Here is a 23,533-nt window from a genome sequence, read left to right on the forward strand (position 1 = left end):
CTGGTATGACTGCCCGCCCGAGGAATTCTGCCCTGTGGACCATCTTGGCACAGGGTTCTAAATAAGGTTTCAAAAAACCCGGTGAATGAATTCCTTAGGATTTGACCGGCTTCTCGTTTCCCCTCGAACCTTGGCCACGGAAGGTGTCGGCAATGCATAAGGATTCTGGGCACATGGTTTCCGCACGGCGGCTGACGGCGCCGGCGTCCGGTCAGGGCGCGGCCGAGCTGGGCGACCTGCCGGAATGGAACCTTGCCGACCTCTATGCCGGCATGGACGCGCCAGAACTGAAGCGCGACATCGCCAGGGCCGCGACTGATGCGACCAGCTTCGAGAACCGCTGGAAGGGCACACTGGCCGCCGAGGCCGAGCGCGGCAGCGCCGGCAGGCTGGGCGAGGCGCTTGTCGCCTACGAGGCGCTGGAGGAACTGATCGGCCGCATCGTCTCCTATGCGGGACTGGTTTATGCCGGAAACACCGCTGATCCCCAGCGCGCCAAGCTCTATGGCGACGTCCAGGAGAAGATGACCGACGCCAGCGCGCACCTTCTGTTCTTCGCGCTCGAACTCAACCTGATAGACGATGCGTCGATCGAAGGCGCGCTCGCCGGCGACCCCGCCTTCGGTCACTACCGGCCATGGGTGCTCGATCTGCGCAAGGACAAGCCTTACCAGCTCGAGGACCGCGTCGAGCAGCTCTTCCACGAAAAGTCGATCACTGGGCGCGGCGCCTGGAACCGCCTGTTCGACGAGACGATGACCGACCTTCGCTTCGACATCGACGGCGAGGACCTGACGCTGGAGCCGGCGCTGAACCGCTTGCAGGATGCCGACGGCGAGGTGCGCCGCCGGGCGTCCGAGGCGCTGGCCACGACCTTCCGCAAAAATTTGCGCACCTTCACGCTGATCACCAACACGCTGGCCAAGGACAAGGAAATATCCGACCGCTGGCGCGGCTTCGAGGACATCGCCGATTCACGCCATCTCGCAAACCGCGTCGAGCGCAGCGTGGTGGACGCCCTTGCTTCCGCCGTTCGCGATGCCTATCCGCGCCTGTCGCACCGCTATTACGCGATGAAGGCGCGCTGGCTGGGCATGGAGGTGATGAACCACTGGGACCGCAACGCGCCGTTGCCGGATACGCCCCAGGCGATCATCGGCTGGGACGAGGCCAGGAACACGGTGCTGTCCGCCTATCAGCGCTTTTCGCCCGACATGGCCGAGATCGCACGAACCTTCTTCGACCGCAACTGGATCGACGCGCCGGTGCGGCCCGGCAAGTCGCCTGGCGCCTTCGCGCATCCGACCGTGCCGTCGGCGCATCCCTATGTCCTGCTCAACTACATGGGCAAGCCGCGCGATGTGATGACGCTGGCGCACGAGCTTGGCCATGGGGTGCATCAGGTGCTGGCCGGCGGCCAGGGCGCACTGATGGCCTCGACGCCGCTGACGCTGGCCGAGACGGCATCGGTCTTCGGCGAGATGCTGACCTTCCGCTCGCTGCTCGACCAGACCACCGACCGGCGCGAGCGAAAGGCCATGCTCGCCCAGAAGGTCGAGGACATGATCAACACGGTCGTACGCCAGATCGCCTTCTATGAATTCGAGCGCAAGGTGCATGCCGAACGCAAGAACGGCGAACTGACCTCCGACAGGCTCGGTCAGTTCTGGCTCGAAGTGCAGGCCGAAAGTCTGGGTCCCGCTATCAAACTGCGCGAAGGCTACGAGGTGTTCTGGACCTACATCCCGCACTTCATCCATTCGCCCTTTTATGTCTATGCCTATGCTTTCGGGGACTGCCTGGTGAACTCGCTCTACGCCGTCTACCAGAACGCCGAGCGCGGCTTTCAGGACAAGTATTTCGAAATGCTGCGCGCGGGCGGCACCAAGCATCATTCCGAGCTTCTGGCACCCTTCGGGCTCGACGCAACCGATCCCGCCTTCTGGCAGATCGGACTTGGCGTCATCAGCGGCCTGATCGACGAGCTGGAAGCGCTCGACGCTTGAAACGCGTCCCTCAGGCATCGCTCTAACAGTTTAGCCGGAATGCATGTTGGGACAGCTCTACTATCACCCTAAATATCTGTTCTTGAAGTACTCTCCACCGAAGTTTTCCGATAGCTTTCCACAAGCTCTATGATAGCCTTCGCTCCAAGCTCAGCCGGAGCGCATGCGGATCGGCGAGGAGAAATCTCAGCCGGCCGTGGCGCTCAGGCGAACGCGACAACGGCCGTTGGCCATGGGCAAGCAAAGCCGATCGCCGCAGCTCGAACCGAAGCCGGCTGTTCTGCTTACCGCGGAACCACCAAGAGTAGTCCTTCGCCGAAGGTCATGACCCACGGCAGACGGATCTGACTGGAGAGAGACAATGGGCACTTTTTTCTACGTGGTCCTGGCGTTCCTGATAGGCGTGTTGGTCGGTTGGTTCCTTTGGGGGCGCCTGCGCGGTGAACTCGACAGCTTGCGCGGCGACCTCGACCGTACACGCAGCGAACGCGACAGGCTGCGCACCGACAGCGACCGCCTGACCGGCGAACTCGATGCATGCGGCAAGACCCGCGCCGACCTCGAGCGCCGGCTGCGCGACGCGCCGGCCGCACCTGCCGCCGGAAGCAGCGCGGCAAAGCCGGCAAGCCAGGCGCCGGCGGCCCTGATGTCGACCCCCGCGCCGGCCAAATCCGCCGCCACAAAGCCCGCGCCGGCTAAACCGGCCGCCGCTGCGAAAGCGGTCTCTGCCAAGCCGGTCTCTGCCAAGGCGGTCTCTGCCAAGCCGGCGGCGAAACCCGCCGTCACCAAAACCTCGGCTCCAGCCAAATCCGCAACGAGCAAGCCTGCAACAGCCAAACCAGCAGCCAAGCCAGCAGCCGGTCCAGCATCCGGCAAGCCCGACAATCTGCGCCGGCTGATCGGTATCGGTCCGGTCAACGAGAAGCTGCTCAAGGCGCAAGGCGTCACCAACTTCGCCCAGATCGCGTCCTGGACCGCGGCCGATATCAAACGGATCGAGGACGTCATGAATTTCGACGGCCGCATCGCGCGCGAACGCTGGATCGAGCAGGCCAAGCTGCTCGCCGCCGGCAACGAGAAGGAATTCGCCAAGCAGTTTCCAACAGCCGGAACCACCGGCAACAGCTGATCGCTGGCGAATATTGAAGATTGCAAGCGGCGGCGCCATATCGGCGCCGCCGTTTGCTCTTGGTTCCTGAGTTGGCCCTAAGGTCGGCTTTAAGAGGCAGCGTGCCGTTCCCTCGATTGCGCGCGGGCGGCACCCCATATAGAGCGGTTGATGGCTTCATTGACCGCAGCATTCGGTGCCCATGTCCCTGCCCGCCGCAATTTTTCGCAATGACAAAAGCGCGCGCCAGCTCGTTTTCGACCGGCCGGCCGATATCATCGTGGCGCACGAAGCAGGGGATTTCGGGCCGGCTCTGGAAGCAGCACAAGCCGCGCATGATGCAGGCAAATGGCTTGCCGGCTATTTCTCGTATGAGGCGGGCTACCTGCTCGAACCCAAGCTCGTTCCCCTGCTGCCTAACGGACGCCGCTCCCCACTCGTGTGCCTTGGGGTTTTCGATGCCCCGGTCGAAGAGGCGGTGCCGCCGCGCAACACCACGGCGACCAACGGCCCGATCTTCGACGCCCGTGCGACGTGGTCGCCCGAGGATTATGAAAAACGCTTCTCGCGGCTGCACCAGCACATCCGGCAAGGTGATTGCTACCAGGGCAATTTGACCTTTCCCGTGCATGCGCAGTGGTCGGGCGAGCCGCTGGCCGCCTTCAATGCATTGACTGAACGTCAGCCGGTGAAATACGGCGCGCTGATCGCGCTCGGTGAACCCATCGTGCTGTCGCGCTCGCCTGAACTGTTCTTCGAGATCGACGCCGAGGGCATGATCGAGACGCATCCGATGAAGGGAACGGCGCCGCGCGGCGCCACCAAAGCCGAGGACGAACGGCAGAAGATCTTCCTGCGCAATGACGAGAAGAACCAGGCCGAAAACCGGATGATCGTCGATCTCCTGCGCAACGATATCTCGCTGATCAGCGAGGTGGGCACGCTGGACGTGCCGGCGCTGTTCCGCATCGAGACCTACCCGACCGTGCACCAGATGGTAAGCGACGTCAGGGCCAGACTGCTGCCGGGTCTCTCTATCCGCCAGATCTTCGCGGCGCTGTTTCCTTGCGGTTCGATTACCGGCGCGCCTAAGATCCGTGCCATGGAGATCCTGCGCGATCTGGAAGGCACGCCCCGCGATGCCTATTGCGGCGCCATAGGCTGGATCGCGCCCGGCGGCCCGATGCGCTTTTCCGTGGCGATCCGCACCATCTCGCTCTTTTCGGGCGGCGAGGCCGTCTACAATGTCGGAGGCGGCGTCGTCTTCGATTCGACGGCGCAGGAGGAGTATCAGGAGTGTCTGCTGAAAGCGCGCTTCGCGACGGGAACACCGCCGACTTTCAGTTGATCGAGACCATGCGCTGGGAACCCCGCCCGGGCTTCCTGCGCTTCGATCGCCATCTTGCGCGCCTCTACGGCTCGGCGGCTGAGCTCGGCTTCCGCTGTGATCCAGGCACGGTCGGCGAGGCGCTGAGCAGCGCGGTCAGCGGTTCCGGCGTTGCCATGCGCACGCGGCTCGTCCTGTCGCATGATGGTAAGGTGGCGGCCTCGGCGCAGCCTTATGAACCGCTCGCCGCCGACAAGGTCTGGACGCTGCGGCTGGCGCGGACGAGGCTCGATTCGCACGACACGCTGCTGCGCCACAAGACCAGCCGACGACAGCTCTACACGCATGCCCGCGCCGAATATCTCGTCACCCAGACCGACGAGGTGCTTATGGCCAACGAGCGCGGCGAGATCTGTGAAGGCACGATCACCAATGTCTTTGCCGATCTCGGCGACGGCGTGCTGGCCACACCCCGGCTCGACTGCGGCCTGCTGCCTGGTGTATTGCGCGCGCAGCTTCTGGATGAAGGCCGCGCCCGTGAAGCCGTCTACAGCTACAGCGACCTGAAGTCGGCCAAAGCACTTTTTGTCGGCAATTCGCTGCGCGGACTAATCCCTGCGAGACTGATCTGAAGCATGACCTCTTTGCCCACCCACACGCCCTATGACGGCTCGTCGAAACTCTTCAGCATCGGGCTGAAGCCGCTCGATCCGGCGGACTGGATCGAGATCGACGACCATCTGCTGCCGTATCTCGCCGAGAAGTACCGGCTCTATGCCGAAATCCCCGAGCGGGTTTTTGTCGAGGAGGACGGCACGCGGGACGCTCAGCAGGAGGTGCTCGACTTGCTCAGTGCGCATCTGTTGGACAGGTTTCCAGAAATCTATCGGTGCATCGGATCAGGCGTCGAGGTGGTGGGCGCGGCGCGCCGTCTGCCTGCTTCCCTCGCCGAGGCTCCGCTGGCCAAGGCCTCACAGCTCATCCAGGAGGACCTGATCCTGATGCGCCGCGGCGACAATGGCTGGCGTCTCGTTGCCGGCTCGCTGTGCTTTCCCTCGTCCTGGTCGCTCCTGGAAAAATTCGGCAAGCCGCTGCACGACATCCACGCGCCGGTGCCGGGTTTCGGCCCGGGCACGCGTCCGGCGGAACTCATCAACCGGATGTTCGATGGCCTCCAGGGGCAGGCCGTCGAGCGCTACAACTGGTCGATCCAGTCCGATAACGCGCTCTACCATCCGCTTTCCGACCTGCAGCGCATCGACCGCGCTACAAATCGGCGGTCGCGCTTTCCCGATGGCGACATCGACGCCCATGCCTTCATCCGCGTCGAGCGGCAAACCCTGCGCAAACTGCCTGTTTCACGCGATATCCTGTTCACCATCCGCATCCATCTCGACCCGCTCGCCGTGCTGGCCAGGCACCCTGATCGGGCGAAGCTCGCGGCGTCTTTCGCCGCCCAGCTCAAGGCGCTCGATCTCGCGCATCTCGACTACAAGGGCCTGACATCAGACCGCGATCGGCTAGTCGACCGGCTCGGGGCGCTGGCGCTGTCCTAAATCGCGGCTAGGCCCAGCAGCAGGATCGCGGACATCGCGCTAAAGACGGTGACGTTGACATCCCACCGCCAACCCGCCGGTCCGAACGGCGGTCGGAATGGCAGATAGCCGTTCTCGTCGTAGAGCACGCCGCCATAAATCGGTCGTGAGAGCATTGCCACGAAGAACGCTCCGTACATAGCGACGCCCAATCCCCCTGCGAGATAGAGCCGCTCGGCTTCGAGTGGCCCCTCGATCCAGATAAGCCCCAGCGCAATCAGCGCAACTCCGGTGTAGCTCAGCACCTGCCAAACGACGTGAAACCGGGCGTGCGGGGTCCACAGCGGATTGGTGGCGTGGGTGGCGTTGAGGTCGGCTTTGATCGTCACCACACCGTAGCCCACGGTCGCGACGCTCAACAGAATTCGGGCAAGCAGATGACTGTCGTAAGCGAGTTCCATCGCACTTTCCTCCTCCATTAGGGAAATCGATGACAGGCACTTCAGCAGATCGGAGTCCGGCCGCACGCGGTCGGCCGGGCCAAGACGCGGCAGTGTCACGCCACCGCAACGGATTGAATGGCACCTTGGGCACAGAAGAGCTGCCCATCGGCCAGACGCGCATAATTATGGACGATCCCGTTTTCATGATCCTGCAACTGCACGATGAAGTTGCCGCTCTGCTCCGTCCAGCTCATGAGAACGAGGTTCGGGCGTACGCTGGTCATGTCGATCTTGACCATCTCGTCAATTTCGGTGGCACCGATCGACGCCTGCACATGCAATTCCTCCGGCGAGAAAAACGTCAGCCGGGGTACGAACGGGCCGAAAACGCAGTCGAAAGACTTACCGACAAGCGAGGCTGGAAAAACATTGGTTTCTGCCATGACTCTCTCCTTGGGCATGGCCGCCGCTGTGACCAAGCCTTTTGACAATCTCCGTTGTTTCAGACGCGAAATATAGCAGATATGTTTATTTGGAGCGCTCCAAGTGATACGATCCCCCTTTTTCACTTTCGAGTCAACGAAATTCTTGGAGCGCTCCAAAAAATGGTCTAACTGAAGGGAAATGGGTGAATCACAATGCCAACGCTAGCCGATGTGGGCAAGGCTGCCGGTGTCTCCCGGGGCACTGTTTCCAACGTCTTCAACCGGCCGGAACTGGTCAGGCCTGAATTGCGCCAACGTGTTGAAGCGGCCGCGAGAGCGCTCGGATTTGGCGGCCCCGACCCGAAAGGACGATTGCTGCGGGATGGCAAGTTCAATGCCATCGGGTTCATGCCACCTGGCGCCTACGCCATCGCCGAGGTGATGAGAAGCCCCTATGGCCGCGAGTTGGTGCTGGGCGTTTCGCTCGCCTGCGACGAGGCCGGAACGACGCTCAGCCTTGTAAACGGCACCGACAATACCCGCTTCGCCAGCATCCGCGAGGCCCTCGTTGACGGCTTCATCCTTGGTCACAGCGGGGACATCGGTCTCATAACATCGGCACAACGACGGCGCCTGCCCTTCGTCATTCTCGAAAATGACGCAGGTCCCGACATCAATTCGATAAAGATCGACGGCAGAAGTGGCGCGGTCGCCGCCGTCCGGCATCTGACCGGGTTAGGGCACCGGCATTTTGCCATCCTTTCCATACGGAGGACTCCAGGCCCTCCGATCGTGCACATGCCCGGACAGGCAGAGCGCCCGCTTCTAGCCGGCTTCTCACTCGACGACGAAAGGCTCGACGGTTTCAAACAGGGTTTGGCGGAGGCGAACTTGTCGATCGACGATGTTCCGATCATCGAGACGACGCCGGGCGATCCATCTGCTGGGGCGGTGGTATTCGACAATGTGCCCGAAGCAACCGCAATCCTGACCATGTCGGATTGGCAAGCGATCACAATACTCGACGAGGCGGTTCGTCGTGGCATAGAGGTGCCGCGCCATGTGTCGGTTATCGGCTTCGATGGCACTGCCGAATCCGCACGCACCACGCCTCCGTTGACGACTGTCGCGCAAGACGTGATCGGAAAAGGCAGGCTCGCCGCCCGCATGGTTCTTGACAATCAACCGCCCCGCCAAGTCGTTCTGCCCGTGGAACTGGTGGTTCGGGCGTCCACAGCCGCGCCGAGGGCAAAAATCCGTTAAACCGGTGCGCTTGGCGAATGGGCAAGCTCAGGCTCGGATAGAGCCACTCATCCACGGTTTCGGCCTTAACCACGTAGCCAACGCAGCGTAGCCGCTGGTTGGCGCTTTTCGCTGGTTTGTGACAATGATCTGTGATGTAGCGCATGGCCGCCGGGCAGAAATTCCCGGTTTTGCGCGTGTTTTCCCAGTTTCCTGGGTTTTGAAGGAGTGCTCGATAAAATGGCGAATGAAAACTGGCCCGTTTACGGTGAGATCAGCGGCCCTGTCGTGATGATCGGCTTCGGCTCGATCGGCCGGGGAACGCTGCCGCTGATCGAACGCCATTTCAAGTTCGACAAGTCGCGCATGACGGTCATCGACCCGCGCGACACCGACCGCAAGCTGCTCGACGAGCGCGGCATCGCCTTCGTCCAGGAAGCGGTGACCGAGAAGAACTACAAGAAGCTCTTGACCCCGCTTCTGACCAATGGCGGCGGCCAGGGCTTTTGCATCAACCTGTCGGTCGATACCGGCTCGGTGGATCTGATGCGGCTCTGCCGCAAGCTCGGTGTGCTCTACATCGACACCGTCGTCGAGCCGTGGCTCGGCTTCTATTTCGACGCCAAGGCGGACAACGCCAGCCGCACCAATTACGCGCTGCGCGAGTCGCTGCTCAAGGAAAAGCACGACAAGCCCGGCGGCGCCACGGCGGTCTCCACCTGCGGCGCCAATCCAGGCATGGTCTCGTGGTTCGTCAAGCAGGCGTTGGTCAATCTCGCCACCGATCTTGGCCTGGAATTCTCGGAGCCCGCGCAGGACGACCGCGAGGGCTGGGCCAAGCTGATGAAGAAGGCCGGCGTCAAGGGCATCCACATCGCCGAACGCGACACCCAGCGCACCAAGAAGCCGAAGCCGATGAATGTGTTCTGGAACACTTGGTCGGTAGAAGGCTTCATCTCCGAGGGCCTGCAGCCCGCGGAACTTGGCTGGGGCACGCACGAGACATGGATGCCGAAGAACGCCAAGAAGCACAAGCATGGCTCCAAGGCAGCCATCTATCTGGAGCAGCCGGGCGCCAATACGCGCGTGCGCTCGTGGTGTCCGACGCCCGGCGCGCAATACGGCCTGCTGGTGACGCACAATGAGGCGATCTCGATCGCCGATTTCTTCACCGTGCGTTCGAAGAAGGGCAAGGTGCATTACCGCCCGACCTGCCACTATGCCTACCATCCCTGCAACGACGCGATGCTGTCGCTTGACGAGATGTTCGGCGCCGCCGGTAAGCCTCAGCCGGTGCATCATGTGCTCGACGAGAACGAGTTGATCGACGGCGTCGACGAACTCGGCGTGCTGCTCTACGGCCACGACAAGAATGCCTATTGGTACGGCTCGCAGCTGTCGCTCGCCGAGGCGCGCAAGCTGGCGCCCTACCAGAACGCCACCGGCATGCAGGTCACCTCGGCGGTGCTCTCGGGCATGGTCTGGGCGCTGGAAAACCCCGAGGCCGGCATCGTCGAAGCCGACGAGATGGACTACAGGCGGTGCCTGGAAGTGCAGTCCCAATATCTCGGACCGGTCAAGGGCTACTACACCGACTGGACGCCGCTCGATAACCGTCCCGGCCTGTTCCCGGAAGACCTCGACCGGAACGACCCGTGGCAGTTCCGCAACATCCTTGTGCGATAGCAGCACCGCCTACCTGCCTCACTGCCTTGCAATCGCCCGGAAATCGGGCGATTGAAGGGATGCGGACTGAGGAGAGGATTTTCATATGAACAACATTGCGCGCAAAGTTCTTTCGATGAGCGTAGCGGCGGCAGCCTTGGCCGGGCTTGCTGCTTGTGCGACCAGCGGTCCCGATGAGCCGCCCATGGCGGCGGCGCCGAAAGGCGTCGAGGGCTCCTGGATCGACGCCAAAGGCACCGGCCTGTCGACCTTCGCCGGCGGTACCTTCACGACGGTCGCCACCGACACCGGCCAGAAGCTTGCCGACGGCAGCTATACGATGACAGGCGCCACATCGGTGCAGATCAGCGGCACCTCGCTGATCCGCCAGACCGCGGTCAGCTTCAACTGCCTGATGGTGTCGACAAGCCAGCTCAACTGCACCAGCTCCAGCGGTCAGAATTTCGTGCTGACAAGGCGCGTCTGAACCCACGACCATTCGTTTTCCAAGGACGGCGGCCAGTTGGCCGCCGTCCTTTTTTATGCCGGCAAAGGGTCCCGGATTCCGCTTGCGTCATCCCGAACGCGATGGGAACATGGCCGAAGCGCCGGCTGTTATGTTCCAGTCAAGCAAGAGCGCTAATGGCCTCCGATCAGCTTTCCGGGAGACGAAGATGAAGAAGCTTGCCGCCATTGCAGCCCTGTCAGCCTCAGCACTCGGTCTGTCGGCCGGCGCGTCCTTTGCCGACTACACGCTGAACATCCTGCATATCAACGACTGGCACAGCCGCATCGAAGGCAACAACAAATATGAATCGACCTGCTCGGCGGACGAGGAAACCAAGGGCGAGTGCATCGGTGGCGCGGGCCGGCTGATCACCGCGATCGCCCAGGAGCGCAAGAAGCTGGAAGGCCAGAACGTGCTGCTGCTCAGCGCAGGCGACAATTTCCAGGGCTCACTGTTCTACTCCACTTACAAGGGCAAGGTCGAAGGCGAATTCCTCAACGACATGAAGTTCGATGCCATGGCGCTCGGCAACCATGAATTCGACGACGGCGAAGTGGCCCTGGCGCCGTTCCTCGACATGATCAAGTTCCCGGTGCTCGGCGCCAATGTGAAGGCCAACGCGCAATCCAAGCTCGGCGACCGCATCAAGCCGTCTGTTGTCGTCGAGGTCGGCGGCCAGAAGATCGGCATCATCGGCGCGATCACCAACGACACGCCGGACCTCGCTTCCCCCGGACCCAACGTCACTATAGAGGACGACGTCAGGTCGATCACCGCCGAGGTCGAGAAGCTCAAGGGCGAAGGCGTCAACAAGATCATCGCCGTGACCCATATCGGCTACAGGCGCGAACGCGACGTCATTGCCAAGATCCCGGGCATCGATGTCGTCGTCGGCGGCCACAGCCATTCCCTGCTGTCGAACACCGATCCGAAGGCCGAAGGCCCCTACCCGACGATGGTCGACAATCCGGACGGCTACAAGGTGCCGGTGGTGCAGGCGGCGTCCTACTCGAAATATCTCGGCGAGTTCAAGGTGGTGTTCGACGACAATGGCGTCGTCAAATCGGCCAGCGGCGACCCGATCTATCTCGACAAGTCGATCACCCACGACCCGGCCGTGCTCGCCCGCATCAAGGAACTTGGCGCGCCGATCGAGGCGCTGAAGAACAAGGAAGTGGCGGAAACCACCGACGTCATCGACGGCAGTCGTGAGAGCTGCCGCACCCGAGAATGCGCGATGGGCAACCTCGTTTCCGACGCCGTCCTCGACCGCGTCAAGGGACAGGGCGTCGAAATCGTCATCTCCAATGGCGGCGGCCTGCGCGCCTCGATCGACAAGGGCACCGTCACCATGGGCGAGGTGCTGGCCGTGCTGCCGTTCCAGAACACGCTGGCGACCTTCCAGATTTCGGGCAAGGATCTGGTGGCCGGCCTCGAGGGCGGCCTCAGCCAGCTCGAGGACGGCGCCGGGCGCTTCCCCCAGGTCGCCGGCCTGAAATATTCCTTCGACAAATCCGTCGCGCCCAATGCCGGCCGCGTCAAGTCGGTGGAAGTCATGGAAGGCGGCGCCTGGACGCCGATCAAGCCGGACAAGGACTATCTGGTCGCAACCAACAACTATGTCCGCCAGGGCGGCGACGGCTACAAGATCTTCGCCGACAAGGCCAAGAATGCCTACGATTACGGCCCCGGCCTCGAACAGGTGGTTGCCGACTATCTCGGTGCCCACCGACCCTACACGCCGAAGCTCGACGGCCGCATCACCGAAATGGCCGCGACCGTCGCTGCGGCGCCTGCGGCCCCGGCAACCGATCCGGCTGAAGCCGCCAAGCCTGCTGAAGCGGCACCTGCAATGCCTGAATTGCCGGCCAACTCGGGCGACATCGCCAACACGCCCCCGGCCATATCGACGGAAGGAGCACCAGCCCCGCCAGCGCCACCAGCCGAGGCGGCAAAACCGGCTGAAGCAGCCCCCGCCCCGGCGGCACCGGCTCCCGCCGCCGAGCCGGCAAAGCCTGCTGAGGCCGCGCCGACCGAAGCCAGCCATGTCATCGTTGCCGGCGACACCTACTGGGATCTGGCAAAGAAAGCTTATGGCGACGGCGCCAGGTGGAAGGTCATTTCGGGCGCCAACAAGGGCTATGAGCCGCGCCGGCTTCCGGTCGGCGCAACGCTGACCATCCCGCCGAAATAGCCTCGCTTATATGCCTGAATGACACCGTCCGTCCGAAAACCGGACGGGCGTCCTGTTTTCGGGCTAATGCATATCGCCCAAAAGTGAACTCGGTTTTGGGAGAACGACATGCATAAAAACAAAGACTTAAAGCGGGTCGTCTGAATCCATTCAGACAATCCGCTTTAAGGTGCGGCCAGACGCTGCATTGAATGCGCGCGCAAGATGGTTAGGTTCGCGTCTTCCGGAGAACCCTTATGACGCTTCCCACCCCTGCCGAACCCAAGGCCGCAAAGGCGCTCGGCCCGTTGCCCGCTGGGCATCCGCCGGTCAAGGCGGGCAGGATAGGCGTCATGCTGGTCAATCTGGGTACGCCCGACGGCACCGATTTCAAGCCGATGTGGCGGTATCTCCGTGAATTCCTGTCCGACCCGCGCGTCATCGAGCTCAACAGGGCAATCTGGTATCCGATCCTCTATGGCCTTGTGCTCACCACGCGGCCCAAGAAGTCGGGCGCCAACTACGCACGGATCTGGAACCGGGAAAAGAACGAGTCGCCGCTGCGCACCTATACCCGCGCCCAGGCCGAAAAGCTGGCCGAAGCGCTGAGCGACCTGCCTGATGTCGTCGTCGACTGGGCGATGCGCTACGGCAACCCTTCAACCGCCAGCATTGCCCAGCGTCTGGTCGACCAGGGCTGCGACCGCATTCTTTCCTTCCCGCTCTATCCGCAATATTCAGCGACGACCACGGCAACAGCCAACGACCAGCTGTTTCGCGCGCTGATGAAAATGCGCCGCGCACCGGCCGTCCGCAGCGTGCCGCCCTACTATGACGAACCGGTCTACATCGAAGCGCTGGCGCGCTCGATTGAACGGCATCTGGCGACGCTGGACTTCGAGCCGGAGGTGGTCATCACCTCCTATCACGGCATTCCAAAACCCTATTTCGAGAAGGGCGACCCCTATCATTGCCATTGCCAGAAGACGACGCGGCTGCTGCGCGAACGGCTTGGCTGGGATGACAAGAAACTGATCATCACCTTCCAGTCGCGCTTCGGGGCGCAGGAATGGCTGCAGCCCTATACCGACAAGACGGTCGAGAAACTCGCGCAGGACGGCGTCAAGTCGATCGCCATCGTCAATCCCGGCTTTTCCGTCGACTGCATCGAGACGCTGGACGAGATCGGCCGCGAGGCGGCCGAAACCTTCCACCATGCCGGCGGCAAGAATTTCGCCCATATCCCTTGCCTCAACGATAGCGCGGAAGGGATGGCGGTGATCGAGGCGATGGTGCGGCGCGAACTGTCCGGCTGGGTCTGAACCGGAACAACGCCTGCTCCGAGGCGTTAAGGCGCGCCCTCCGGAGAATTCGATGTCCCGCAAACTCGACCTCAGTAGTGGCCGGCCCGTCTGGTCCGCCTATCGGGCGCCTACGGTGCCGACGGACAGTCTGACCCGAGATGTCAAGACGGATGTGCTGATCGTCGGCATGGGCATCAGCGGCGCCATGATGGCCGAGGCGCTGACGGCCGATGGCCATCGGGTGATCTGCATCGACCGGCGCGGCCCGCTGAAGGGCTCGACCGCCGCAACCACCGCACTGGTGGCATTCGAAATAGACCAGCCCCTCTCCACGCTCTCGAAGATGGTCGGCAGAGCCTCGGCCCAGCAGGCCTGGCGACGCTCGCGGCTCGCCGTCTCCAATCTCGCCGGACGCATCGCCGAACTCGGCATCAACTGTGGCCTGAGCCGCATGCCATCACTCTATCTGGCCGGCACGATGCTTGGTCCGTCGGAACTGCGCGACGAGGCCGAGGCACGTCGGCTAGCCGGCATCGGCGCCATCTGCTTAACCCGACAACAGCTAGCCGAGAAATTCGGCATCGACCGCCAAGGCGCCATTCTCGGCCACGGCAACATCGCGCTCGACCCGCGCAAGCTGACGGCTGGGCTGCTGCTGAAATCCCTGGAGCGCAAGGCACGCTTCTATGCCCCCGTCGAAGCCACAATGATCGAGGACAGCGCCGAAGCTGTTGTCGTCGCGACCAGGGATGGCCCGACCATAACCGCACGACATGTTGTTCTGGCCACCGGCTACGAACTTGTAGACATCGTGCCGGCCGCGGCCCACCGGATCATCTCGACATGGGCGATTGCGACACGCCCGCAACCGCGAAAGCTCTGGCCGGACGCAGCGTTCATCTGGGAAGCGTCGGAGCCGTATCTGTATATGCGCACGACGGTCGACGGCCGGGTCATATGCGGCGGCGAGGACGAGGATTTTATCGACGAAGCGCGGCGCGACGAGCTGATCGCCGACAAGAGCACACGCATCGCCGAGAAGCTCGGCCTGATATTTCCGCATCTCGACACCAGACCCGATTTTGCCTGGACCGGCTCGTTCGGCACCACGACCACCGGCCTGCCTTATATCGGCGCCATTCCCCGCCACCCGCGCATCCATGCGGTGCTGGGCTACGGCGGCAACGGCATCACCTTCTCGCAGATCGCTTCCGAGATTGTCCCGGCTTCGATCAACGGGCTGGATGACACGGATGCAAGGTTGTTTGCCTTCAACCGCTGAGTGCAACCCTATAAACAATCCATCATCACCTGATTGTAACGCATCTGAAATACACTTAAGTCTTTGGTGAAGTCGGCTGCGCGAGAATGGCTTGAGCGGCCTTCGTCTGAGGGAGAGCCAAATGGATTTCAGTGGTTTCGATATTGCGGTTGGTGCACTTGCACTTCTGGTATTGGTGCTGCTGATCAAAGGCATCAGGACAATCCCGCAAGGTTACAATTATACGGTGGAGCGTTTTGGCCGTTACACCAAGACACTGAGCCCAGGCCTCAATTTCATTTTCCCGTTCATCGACCGCATCGGCGCCAAGATGAACATGATGGAGCAGGTGCTCGACGTCCCGAGCCAGGAAATCATCACCCGGGACAACGCCATCGTCGGTGTCGACGGCATTGCCTTTTTCCAGATCCTCAACGCAGCGCAGGCCGCCTACCAGGTTGCCGGCCTGCAGAACGCTATCCTCAACCTGACGATGACCAACATCCGTACCGTCATGGGTTCGATGGACCTCGATGAACTCCTGTCGAACCGCGACGCCATCAACGAGCGCCTGCTGCGCGTCGTCGATGAAGCGGCCCATCCGTGGGGCATCAAGATCACCCGCGTCGAAATCAAGGACATCAACCCGCCGGCCAACCTTATCGAATCGATGGGCCGGCAAATGACGGCGGAACGCAACAAGCGCGCGCAGATCCTTGCCGCCGAAGGTCTCAAGCAGTCGCAGATCCTCGAGGCCGAGGGCCGCAAGGAAGCCGCCTTCCGCGATGCCGAGGCGCGCGAACGTTCGGCCGAGGCGGAAGCCCGCGCCACCCAGGTGGTGTCGGAAGCGATCTCCAAAGGCGATGTGCAGGCGCTGAACTATTTCGTAGCGCTGAAATACACTGAAGCGCTTGGCAGGATCGGCACGGCCACCAACAGCAAGATCGTGCTGATGCCCTTCGAGGCATCGTCGCTGATCGGTTCGCTCGGCGGTATTGGCGAGATCGCCAAGGAAGTCTTCCGCAGCGAAGGCACGACCGGCTCGCAGAGGCAGGCCGCGCGCCCGCCGGTCGTTCGCCCAACCGACAACTGAGGTCGAAACCAATGATCGACCGCATCGTTTCCGAACTCGGCCCGTGGAACTGGATGGTACTCGGTTTCGTCCTGCTGGTGATGGAAATCATCGCACCGGGTATCTTCATGCTGTGGATCGGCATCGCCGCGCTGATCATCGGCGCCGTGTCGCTGCTGATCTGGGACGCCGGCTTCTGGACCTGGCAGGTTCAGGTCCTCGCCTTCCTGGCGCTGTCGCTGGTCTCGGCCTATGTCGGCAAAAAGCTGGTCGGCAGCCGCAACGACCCGACCGACCAGCCGCTGCTCAACCGGCGCGGCGCGCAAATGGTCGGCAGGATGGCGACACTTGCCGAGCCGATCCGGGACGGACGCGGCCGCATCAAGCTGGGCGATACGCTGTGGCGTGTCTCCGGCCCGGATTTGCCGGCCGGCACGCAAGTGCGCGTGACGGGCGCGGCCGATACGGATCTGGAACTGACCGTCGAGGCGGTCTGAACGAGCGGCGTTAAGAGTGTGTCGAGATCCGGGTCAGGCCGGCATCACCGAAGATCAGCGCTCTTAGGCGGCGCCGATACGCAGCAGGTCGTGCAGGTGGATGAGGCCGACTGGTTTCCGGCCCTCCACCACCATCAGGCTGGTGATGGCTGAATTGTTGATCGTCTGCAGCGCCGTTGCCACCAGCGTGTCCGGCGTCGCGGTCTTCGGGCCTTTTGTCATCACCTGATCCACCGTCATCGCCAGCAGATTGCTGCCGATGTGACGGCGGATGTCGCCATCGGTGATGATGCCGACCAGCGCACCGTCGGCGTCGGTGATCGCGACGCAGCCAAACCCCTTGCGCGACAGTTCCAGGATCGCGTCCTGCATGCCGGTGCCCGCAACCACCACCGGCAGCCTGTCGCCGACATGCATGATCTCGCGAATCTGTGTCAGGTTGGCGCCGAGCTGTCCGCCCGGATGAAAGGTGCGGAAATGGTCCGGCGTGAAGCCGCGTGCCTCGAGCAACGCGATCGCCAGCGCGTCGCCCATCACCAGTTGCAGCAGCGTCGATGTCGTCGGCGCCAGGCCGTGCGGACAGGCCTCTGGAGCGCGCGGCAAAAGCAGCACCACGTCCGCCGCCCGCGCCAGCGCCGATGTCTCTCCGGCGGTGATGGCGATCAGCGGAATGGAAAAGCGCCTGGAATAGGCGACGATGCCCATCAGTTCCTTGCTTTCGCCCGACCACGACATGGCGATGATGGCGTCGTCCCTGGCGATCATGCCGAGATCGCCGTGATTGGCTTCGGCGGGATGGACAAAGAAAGCCGGCGTGCCGGTCGAGGCCAGCGTCGCCGCGATCTTCGAACCGATATGGCCGCTTTTGCCGACGCCGGTGACGATGAGCCGGCCTTCAATCCCCGAGATCATCTCGACGGCCTGGGCGAAAGGCCCGGCCAGCCCATTCTCCAGCGCCTCGGCAAGGGCTGCGACACCAGCCTGTTCTGTCGCCACCGTCCTCAGCGCCGAAGCGATCGAGGCTTGCCTGTCCGAAGGTTTCTTATCCATGGATCCCGCATGCATGGCTGATGCGATTAGCGCTTTGCCGGCGCGCTGTCCAACAGAAATGGCCCAAGGCGTGTTGCCCGAACGTGTGCGGTGGTTTTTGACGACGGCAGGGGCGAAAACCAAAAGCTTGACGCACGCGGTATGAATGCCTTTGGAAATCAGCGCTTCAGGCGGCTGACGGGCCGCCGCCTCAACCCTCCGTTAACCATCCCCATTTACGGTTCGGTAAGTATGGCGCGCGTGCGCCGCGCAAGCAGTGGTGGCGATGTCCGGGGCCCAGCCAGAAAATTCGACAGGACGAAAGGGCAAGGCGGTCTGCGCCTTGCTGCTGGCAACCAGCATGTTTGCCTTGCTGCGCCCGACTGCGCTCCATGCCCAGGAAACCGAACTGCGCGGCGAGGTTTCGGAATCGGCGATCCTGTCCGACCAGCAGCGCAAGGCGAGACAGCTGGCCCTGGCAGCGCAGGGTCAACAGCCGGCCAATGCAGCGCAGGCCAATGCGCCGGCCCGCACCTATCTGCCGGCCAGCGCCGGTGCCGTGCCTGACGACGCCGACACTGGCGACGCCAACGCGACCGGCAGCCTCTTCGACCCGGCGTCAGCCACCGACGACACGGCCGCCGACACTGCGGCGCCGCCCAAGCCTCGCCGCCGCTCATCGACCGCCGGGCAGAATGCTGCTGACCAGGCCAAGGACAAGGCTGCCGACAAATCGAAAAAGAAGAAGAAATCGACGGCCGGCGCCTCCGACATCACCGCTTCCACGACGGCCTCCACGACGGACGCTGCCGATGGTGAAGAGACCGATGCGGGCACGGCCAACCGCCGCGCCCTCACCATCGACAGTGCCGACAGGCAGAAGCTCGACCCAGGCGCGGAGCGCACGGACGCCATCGAAGGCCAGAAGAAAAAACCGGAGGATGATCCGTTTGCTGCCACCGGCGTCAAATGGGGGTCCTTCGTCATCCGGCCGACGATCGAACAGGGCCTGACCGCCACATCGAACGGCGATTCGAGCAGTGCCGGCAAGTCGGCGCTGCTGTCCGAGACGGCGCTGCGCTTTTCCGCCGCCTCCGACTGGCGCGAGAACTCAGCCACGATCGACGGCTATGGCCTTTTTCGCGAGACTGTCTCGGGTTACCCGGTTCACGACGAGCAAGGGCGCATCGAAGGCCAGCTCAATGTCGACCTCGACAATGAGTTGCGCGCCATCGCCAAGCTCGGCTACGAGGCCGTGCCGGAATCGGCATCATCGCCGGACGCCATCGCGGGCGTCAGCAAGCAGCCGCTGCGGCAGACCATCGATGGCAGCCTCGCCGTCGAAAAGCATCTCGGCAAGATGCAGTACACGTTGACCGGCGCGGTCTCGCATGACTTCTACGGCGACGCCAAGCTCTCGGACGGCACCTCGCTGTCGCAGAAGGATCAGGACTCCACGCTCTACACGGCGACGTTGCGCACCGGCTACGAGATCTCCCCTGCCCTGACCCCTTTCACCGAAATCGAGGTCGGCCGCCGGACTTATGATCAACGCATCGACAATGAAGGCTTCGAGCGCTCGTCGACGCGGCTCGGCGCCCGCGCTGGCCTTGCACTCGATATGGGTGAGAAGCTGTCGGGTGAATTCTCGGCCGGCTGGCTCAGGGAAGCGATCGACGACAAAAACCTTGATGCGATCTCTGGTGCCACCGTCAACGCCGACCTCAAATGGTCACCCGAGCGCGGCACAACGATCGGCCTGACCGGGCGGACCACCGTCGAGCCCACGACCACATCGGGCGAAAGCGGCGACATCCTCTATTCCGGTCGCCTGACCGGCGAGCGCCAGATTCGCGCCAACCTCACCGCCAATGCGGCTCTGGGCCTCGACTGGCGTGATTACATCGGCATCGACGGCCATGACAGGGTGTTGAGCGCCGAGGCCGGACTGACCTGGTGGTTGAACCGCTACGCCGGCCTGACCACAAGAGTGAGGACCGAGAAGCTGACCAGCAATCTGCCGGGCCGGGACTACACCGCCAACAGCATCTTCCTCGGCGTGAAGGTGCAGCGCTGAACGGCCGCACCAACGACATCCGGCCGCTCGCTATAATACCTTAAAACGCAGCGCCGCGGCGCTCAGACGGCTTCAACTCGTCCAGAAGCGTGCGGATGACGCCAGCCATGTTCTCGTTCATGTCGCTGCGCCACAGCGCGAAGGCGACGTTGGCCTCGACGAAGCCTTCCGGCGATCCGCAGTCGAACGTGCGGCCCCGATAGTGGTAGCCGTAGAAAGGCTGCTGCTTTTCCAGCTTCAGCATGGCGTCGGTGAGCTGGATCTCGTTGCCGGCGCCTTTTTCCTGGCCTTCGAGGATCTTGAATATCTCCGGCTGCAAGATGTAGCGGCCGTTGATGTAAAGGTTGGACGGCGCGGTGCCGGCCTTCGGCTTTTCCACCATCTCGGTGATGCGGAAACCGTGATGCGTGTCCTCGCCGCGGCCGACGATGCCGTATTTGTGGGCTTCGGCGGGAGCGCATTCCTGCACCGCGATGATGTTGTTGCCGGTCTCCTCGTAGAGCTCGACCATTGCCTTCGTGCAGCTCTTCTCCGACTGCATGATCATGTCGGGCAGCAAAAGCGCGAAGGGCTCGTCGCCGACGAGCTCGCGGGCGCACCAGACGGCGTGACCAAGTCCCATCGGTACCTGCTGGCGTGTGAAACTGGTCTGCCCCGGCGCCGGCTGCAGCCGTTGCAGGCGGGCGAGCTGGTCGTCTTTGCCGCGCTGGGCCAGCGTGTCATAGAGTTCGAACTGGATGTCGAAATGGTCCTCGATGACGGCCTTGTTGCGGCCGGTGACGAAGATGAAATGCTCGATGCCGGCCTCGCGCGCCTCATCCACCACATACTGGATCACCGGCCGGTCGACGACGGTCAGCATTTCCTTGGGGACAGCCTTGGTGGCCGGGAGAAACCGTGTGCCGAGACCGGCGACCGGGAAGACTGCCTTGCGAACTCTCTTCATGCTTTCAATTATCCGTTTGAGGGCCAGCTCCGCAATCCCCGTTCCAAGACATTTTCACGCCGGAATTGGGGAATACTGGGCAACTGAGAGGAATGTCCACCGGTAAAGCTTCGAAGCGTCTTTTCGTTCCCGGTGGCGCCTATGGTAAACTAATTCCTAACCTGGTTCGGCGATGAATGGTCTTTCCTGAGACAGAGAAGGAGGAAAAGATGTCCGTTCGCAATGCCGCAAAACGTTTTACCAGCGTCATAGCGGCAGCCAGCCTATCGCTCGCTCTGCTGATGCCTGGCCCCGCTTTCGCCGATGCCGGTTTCCGGCAGTGGGTCGCCGGCTTCCGCGCCACCGCCGTGCAGAGCGGCGTTTCCGGCGCCCTGTACGACCAGGCCTTCAGGAACATCAGGGATATCGATCCGGTGGTGCTGGAAAAGGCGCGTACGCAGCCTGAATTCACGGCTCCTGCCTGGGACTATTTCGACAACCGCGTCCATGACCAGTCGGTCGCCGTCGGCCAGCAGATGGCCAGGAAATGGAAGCCGTGGCTGGATCGGATCGAGGCCAGGTTCGGCGTCAACCGTTACATCCTCCTGGCCATCTGGTCGATGGAATCGAACTATGGCGAGATCCTCAAGCGCGACGACATCATGCGCAATGTCGTGCGCTCGCTGGCAACCTTGGCCTATGCCGATCCGAAGCGGGCGAAATTCGCCCGCACCCAGCTGGTCGCCGCACTGAAGATCCTGCAGACCGGCGACATCGACGAAAGCCATCTGAGCGGATCCTGGGCCGGCGCCATGGGCCACACCCAGTTCATTCCGACCAGCTATCTGCACTATGCCGTCGACATGGACGGCAATGGCAAGCGCGACATCTGGAATTCGATCCCCGATGCGCTGGCGACATCAGCCAATTTGTTGAAGAAGAATGGCTGGCAGGCCGGCAAGACCTGGGGCTATGAGGTCGCCTTGCCGGCCGGCAAACTTCCCGCCGGGTCCAAGACGCTGTCGCAATGGCAGGCGCTGGGCGTCGTCAGGGCCAACGGCAAGCCGTTCAAGAACGGCTCAGACAAGGCGACGTTGAAGGTGCCGGACGGCCGCAACGGGCCGGCCTTTCTGATGATCAAGAATTTCACGGTCATCAAAGCCTACAACAATGCCGACAAATATGCGCTTGCCGTCGGCCTTCTTGCCGACGAAATCGCCGGCTCCAGCGGTCTCGTGCAGGACTGGAAGCGGCCTTTCACCAAGCTCACTTTCGAGGAAAGGCAGGAGCTGCAGCAGCGGCTTTCCCAACATGGCCTTTATGACGGCAAGTTCGACGGCAAGATAGGCGACGGCTCGAAATCAGCCATCTTGGCTTTCCAGGCCAAGGCCGGCTTGACCCAGGACGGTTACCCGAGCATGGAAGTGCTGAAGTGGCTCCGGCAGAAATAGAGCCGCCTGCGGTGCCGCGCGGCCTTTCGGCCGCGCAAAGGACGCTGTAGCAATCTGGTTGGCGCAAAGTCCGTTTGAAAAGTACGACTTTTCAAAAAAAGGGCTGCGCCAAGGGATGGAGGAAACGATTGGCTTCGGCTGCGCGCATCGCAGGGCTTGTTCGTCGCATGCCGGTGCTCATCCTGGCCGTGATCGTGCTCACCGTCGGTGTGGCTGGCGCCTTTCATGCGCCGGCCATGGCGCAGGAGCAGCAAAACCGCGGCTGGTCGCTGCGCGACCTTCTGTTCCCGCGCCGCAGCGAGCGCATCGAGCCGCCGCAGGACATCCAGAAAGCAAGGCCCAGGCCCAAGGCGAAAAAACCCCGCGCCCCTCGCCCGCCCGCGGAACCGGAAATCCCGGTGGTCGTCAAGGCACCGGACGCCCGCACCGTCCTGGTAGTCGGCGACTTCATGGCGGCCGGCCTCGCCGAAGGCCTCGACACCGCCTTTGCCGAGAATGCCGGCGTCAGGATCGTCGTTCGCAGCAATGGTTCGTCCGGCTTCGTACGCGACGACTTCTACAACTGGCCCGAACAGATCAAATCGCTGATCGAGACCGAAAAACCTGCCGCCGTGATCGTCATGCTGGGTTCCAACGACCGCCAGCAGATGAAGGTGGGTGACGTGCGCGAGCAGCCACGTTCCGAGAACTGGACCAAGGAATATGAACGGCGGACCGACGCGCTGGGCAAAGCCATCGCCGCGGCCAAAGTCCCCTTCCTGTGGGTCGGCATGCCGGCGTTCCGGGTGCCGAAGATGACCTCCGACATGCTGGCCTTCAACGACATCTACCATCAGGCCGCTGAAAGCCATGGCGGTGAATTCGTCGACGTCTGGGACGGTTTCGTCGATGAGAACGGTGCTTTCGTCACCAGCGGCCCCGACATCAACGGCCAGCCGGTGCGGCTGCGCGCCGATGACGGCATCAACGTCTCGAGGGCGGGCAAGCGCAAACTCGCCTTCTATACCGAAAAACCGCTGCTGAAGATCCTCGGCCTGACCGCGCCTGGAAGCGTGATTACACCGTCCGCTCCGGCGGGCGCCCCTGTCGAGGCGCCGGCGCCGGCCGCGGCACCCATCGTCATCGACCGCACCGCGCCGATGCTGCTCAGCGATCCGGCACTCGACGGCGGCTCCGAGCTGCTTGGCGCGGCCCCGCCGGCGAAAGCAAATCCGGACCTGCCCGGTGAAAAGCTTGTGGTCGAGGGCAAGGCACCTATTGCATCGCCCGGCCGCGCGGACGATTTCTCATGGCCGCCGAAAGCCGCGGCCGCGAGCGACACCACGACCGCGATCAATCGTTAGTATCGCAGAGCTACTCCAAGGCCGTTTCGAAACTCGCTCCTGCGAGTCATATGATGGTGTTTGCGAGAACCGGAGCGGAGCGTACATTTGAGTACGCGAGCACCGGAAGCGCAGAAAACGCCTTCAGATGGCCGCAGGAGTA

Annotated in this window: 20 protein-coding genes; 16 read left to right on the top strand and 4 right to left on the bottom strand. The window is 62.7% G+C overall.

Annotated features, from left to right (window positions below; translation table 11 throughout):
• Positions 1–173: 173 nt before the first annotated feature.
• The 5 genes from X735_RS157600 to X735_RS157580 all read left to right on the top strand — a co-directional run bounded on the left by X735_RS157600 (position 174) and on the right by X735_RS157580 (position 5,997).
• Positions 174–2,006 carry a M3 family oligoendopeptidase gene (locus X735_RS157600; RefSeq protein ID WP_023810053.1) on the top strand — a complete coding sequence of 611 codons (1,833 nt, stop codon included), beginning with the start codon at positions 174–176 and terminating at the stop codon, positions 2,004–2,006.
• Between the two features lie 361 nt (positions 2,007–2,367).
• Positions 2,368–3,135: an NADH dehydrogenase gene (locus tag X735_RS157595; protein ID WP_023810054.1), complete on the top strand. Its 768-nt coding sequence runs from the start codon at positions 2,368–2,370 to the stop codon at positions 3,133–3,135.
• A 181-nt stretch (positions 3,136–3,316) separates the two neighbouring features.
• Complete coding sequence (locus X735_RS157590; protein WP_023810055.1) at positions 3,317–4,462, top strand: aminodeoxychorismate synthase component I; 1,146 nt, start codon at positions 3,317–3,319, stop codon at positions 4,460–4,462.
• The gene (locus tag X735_RS157585) at positions 4,411–5,073 is read left to right on the top strand and encodes an aminotransferase class IV family protein (RefSeq protein WP_023810056.1); all 663 of its coding nucleotides are present in this window, start codon (positions 4,411–4,413) and stop codon (positions 5,071–5,073) included. Before X735_RS157590 ends, X735_RS157585 begins: the two co-directional genes overlap by 52 nt.
• Before the next feature lie 3 nt (positions 5,074–5,076).
• Positions 5,077–5,997, top strand: coding sequence for a DUF3445 domain-containing protein (locus X735_RS157580; RefSeq protein ID WP_023810057.1), 921 nt, complete (start codon positions 5,077–5,079; stop codon positions 5,995–5,997).
• Here X735_RS157580 and X735_RS157575 read toward each other — a convergent pair.
• Both X735_RS157575 and X735_RS157570 read right to left on the bottom strand, forming a co-directional pair.
• Positions 5,994–6,437 (bottom strand): hypothetical protein, encoded by a 444-nt coding sequence (locus X735_RS157575; protein ID WP_031212814.1) that lies wholly within the window; start codon positions 6,435–6,437, stop codon positions 5,994–5,996. The two genes, X735_RS157580 and X735_RS157575, sit on opposite strands and share 4 nt — an antisense overlap.
• A gap of 95 nt (positions 6,438–6,532) precedes the next feature.
• On the bottom strand, positions 6,533–6,862 hold the full coding sequence (locus X735_RS157570; protein WP_023810059.1) for a hypothetical protein: 330 nt from the start codon (positions 6,860–6,862) through the stop codon (positions 6,533–6,535).
• 213 nt (positions 6,863–7,075) lie between these two features.
• Between X735_RS157570 and X735_RS157565 the strand changes: the two genes are divergently transcribed.
• From X735_RS157565 to X735_RS157530, 8 genes are all read left to right on the top strand, one after another.
• Positions 7,076–8,107, top strand: a complete 1,032-nt coding sequence (locus tag X735_RS157565) for a substrate-binding domain-containing protein (RefSeq protein ID WP_164892874.1) — start codon at positions 7,076–7,078, stop codon at positions 8,105–8,107.
• A gap of 219 nt (positions 8,108–8,326) precedes the next feature.
• The gene (locus tag X735_RS157560; RefSeq protein WP_023810061.1) at positions 8,327–9,772 is read left to right on the top strand and encodes a homospermidine synthase; all 1,446 of its coding nucleotides are present in this window, start codon (positions 8,327–8,329) and stop codon (positions 9,770–9,772) included.
• Positions 9,773–9,857: 85 nt separating this feature from the next.
• Entirely contained in the window at positions 9,858–10,238 is a 381-nt protein-coding gene (locus X735_RS157555) for a hypothetical protein (protein ID WP_031212818.1), read from the top strand.
• Positions 10,239–10,425: 187 nt separating this feature from the next.
• Entirely contained in the window at positions 10,426–12,453 is a 2,028-nt protein-coding gene (locus X735_RS157550; protein ID WP_023810063.1) for a bifunctional metallophosphatase/5'-nucleotidase, read from the top strand.
• Between the two features lie 236 nt (positions 12,454–12,689).
• Entirely contained in the window at positions 12,690–13,754 is a 1,065-nt protein-coding gene (gene hemH / locus X735_RS157545) for a ferrochelatase (RefSeq protein WP_023810064.1), read from the top strand.
• A gap of 52 nt (positions 13,755–13,806) precedes the next feature.
• Positions 13,807–15,018, top strand: a complete 1,212-nt coding sequence (locus tag X735_RS157540) for an FAD-binding oxidoreductase (protein WP_023810065.1) — start codon at positions 13,807–13,809, stop codon at positions 15,016–15,018.
• A gap of 121 nt (positions 15,019–15,139) precedes the next feature.
• Positions 15,140–16,090: an SPFH domain-containing protein gene (locus X735_RS157535; protein WP_023810066.1), complete on the top strand. Its 951-nt coding sequence runs from the start codon at positions 15,140–15,142 to the stop codon at positions 16,088–16,090.
• A gap of 11 nt (positions 16,091–16,101) precedes the next feature.
• Entirely contained in the window at positions 16,102–16,566 is a 465-nt protein-coding gene (locus X735_RS157530; RefSeq protein ID WP_023810067.1) for an NfeD family protein, read from the top strand.
• A 63-nt stretch (positions 16,567–16,629) separates the two neighbouring features.
• On the opposite strand, the gene X735_RS157525 is transcribed toward X735_RS157530, so the two are convergent.
• Positions 16,630–17,631 carry a KpsF/GutQ family sugar-phosphate isomerase gene (locus tag X735_RS157525; RefSeq protein WP_023810068.1) on the bottom strand — a complete coding sequence of 334 codons (1,002 nt, stop codon included), beginning with the start codon at positions 17,629–17,631 and terminating at the stop codon, positions 16,630–16,632.
• A gap of 250 nt (positions 17,632–17,881) precedes the next feature.
• Here X735_RS157525 and X735_RS157520 point away from each other — a divergent pair, with 250 nt between their 5' ends.
• Positions 17,882–19,672 carry an outer membrane beta-barrel protein gene (locus X735_RS157520; protein WP_031212822.1) on the top strand — a complete coding sequence of 597 codons (1,791 nt, stop codon included), beginning with the start codon at positions 17,882–17,884 and terminating at the stop codon, positions 19,670–19,672.
• 40 nt (positions 19,673–19,712) lie between these two features.
• On the opposite strand, the gene galU is transcribed toward X735_RS157520, so the two are convergent.
• Positions 19,713–20,618, bottom strand: coding sequence for a UTP--glucose-1-phosphate uridylyltransferase GalU (gene galU / locus X735_RS157515; protein ID WP_023810070.1), 906 nt, complete (start codon positions 20,616–20,618; stop codon positions 19,713–19,715).
• Positions 20,619–20,827: 209 nt separating this feature from the next.
• Here galU and X735_RS157510 point away from each other — a divergent pair, with 209 nt between their 5' ends.
• Together X735_RS157510 and X735_RS157505 are read left to right on the top strand one after the other, a co-directional pair.
• A complete protein-coding gene (locus X735_RS157510; protein ID WP_023810071.1) occupies positions 20,828–22,048 on the top strand; it encodes a lytic murein transglycosylase in 1,221 nt (406 codons plus the stop codon).
• Between the two features lie 128 nt (positions 22,049–22,176).
• On the top strand, positions 22,177–23,391 hold the full coding sequence (locus X735_RS157505; protein WP_023810072.1) for a DUF459 domain-containing protein: 1,215 nt from the start codon (positions 22,177–22,179) through the stop codon (positions 23,389–23,391).
• The last annotated feature ends 142 nt before the right edge of the window (positions 23,392–23,533 follow it).

The organism is Mesorhizobium sp. L2C084A000 (assembly GCF_000502875.1).
Classification (GTDB): domain Bacteria; phylum Pseudomonadota; class Alphaproteobacteria; order Rhizobiales; family Rhizobiaceae; genus Mesorhizobium.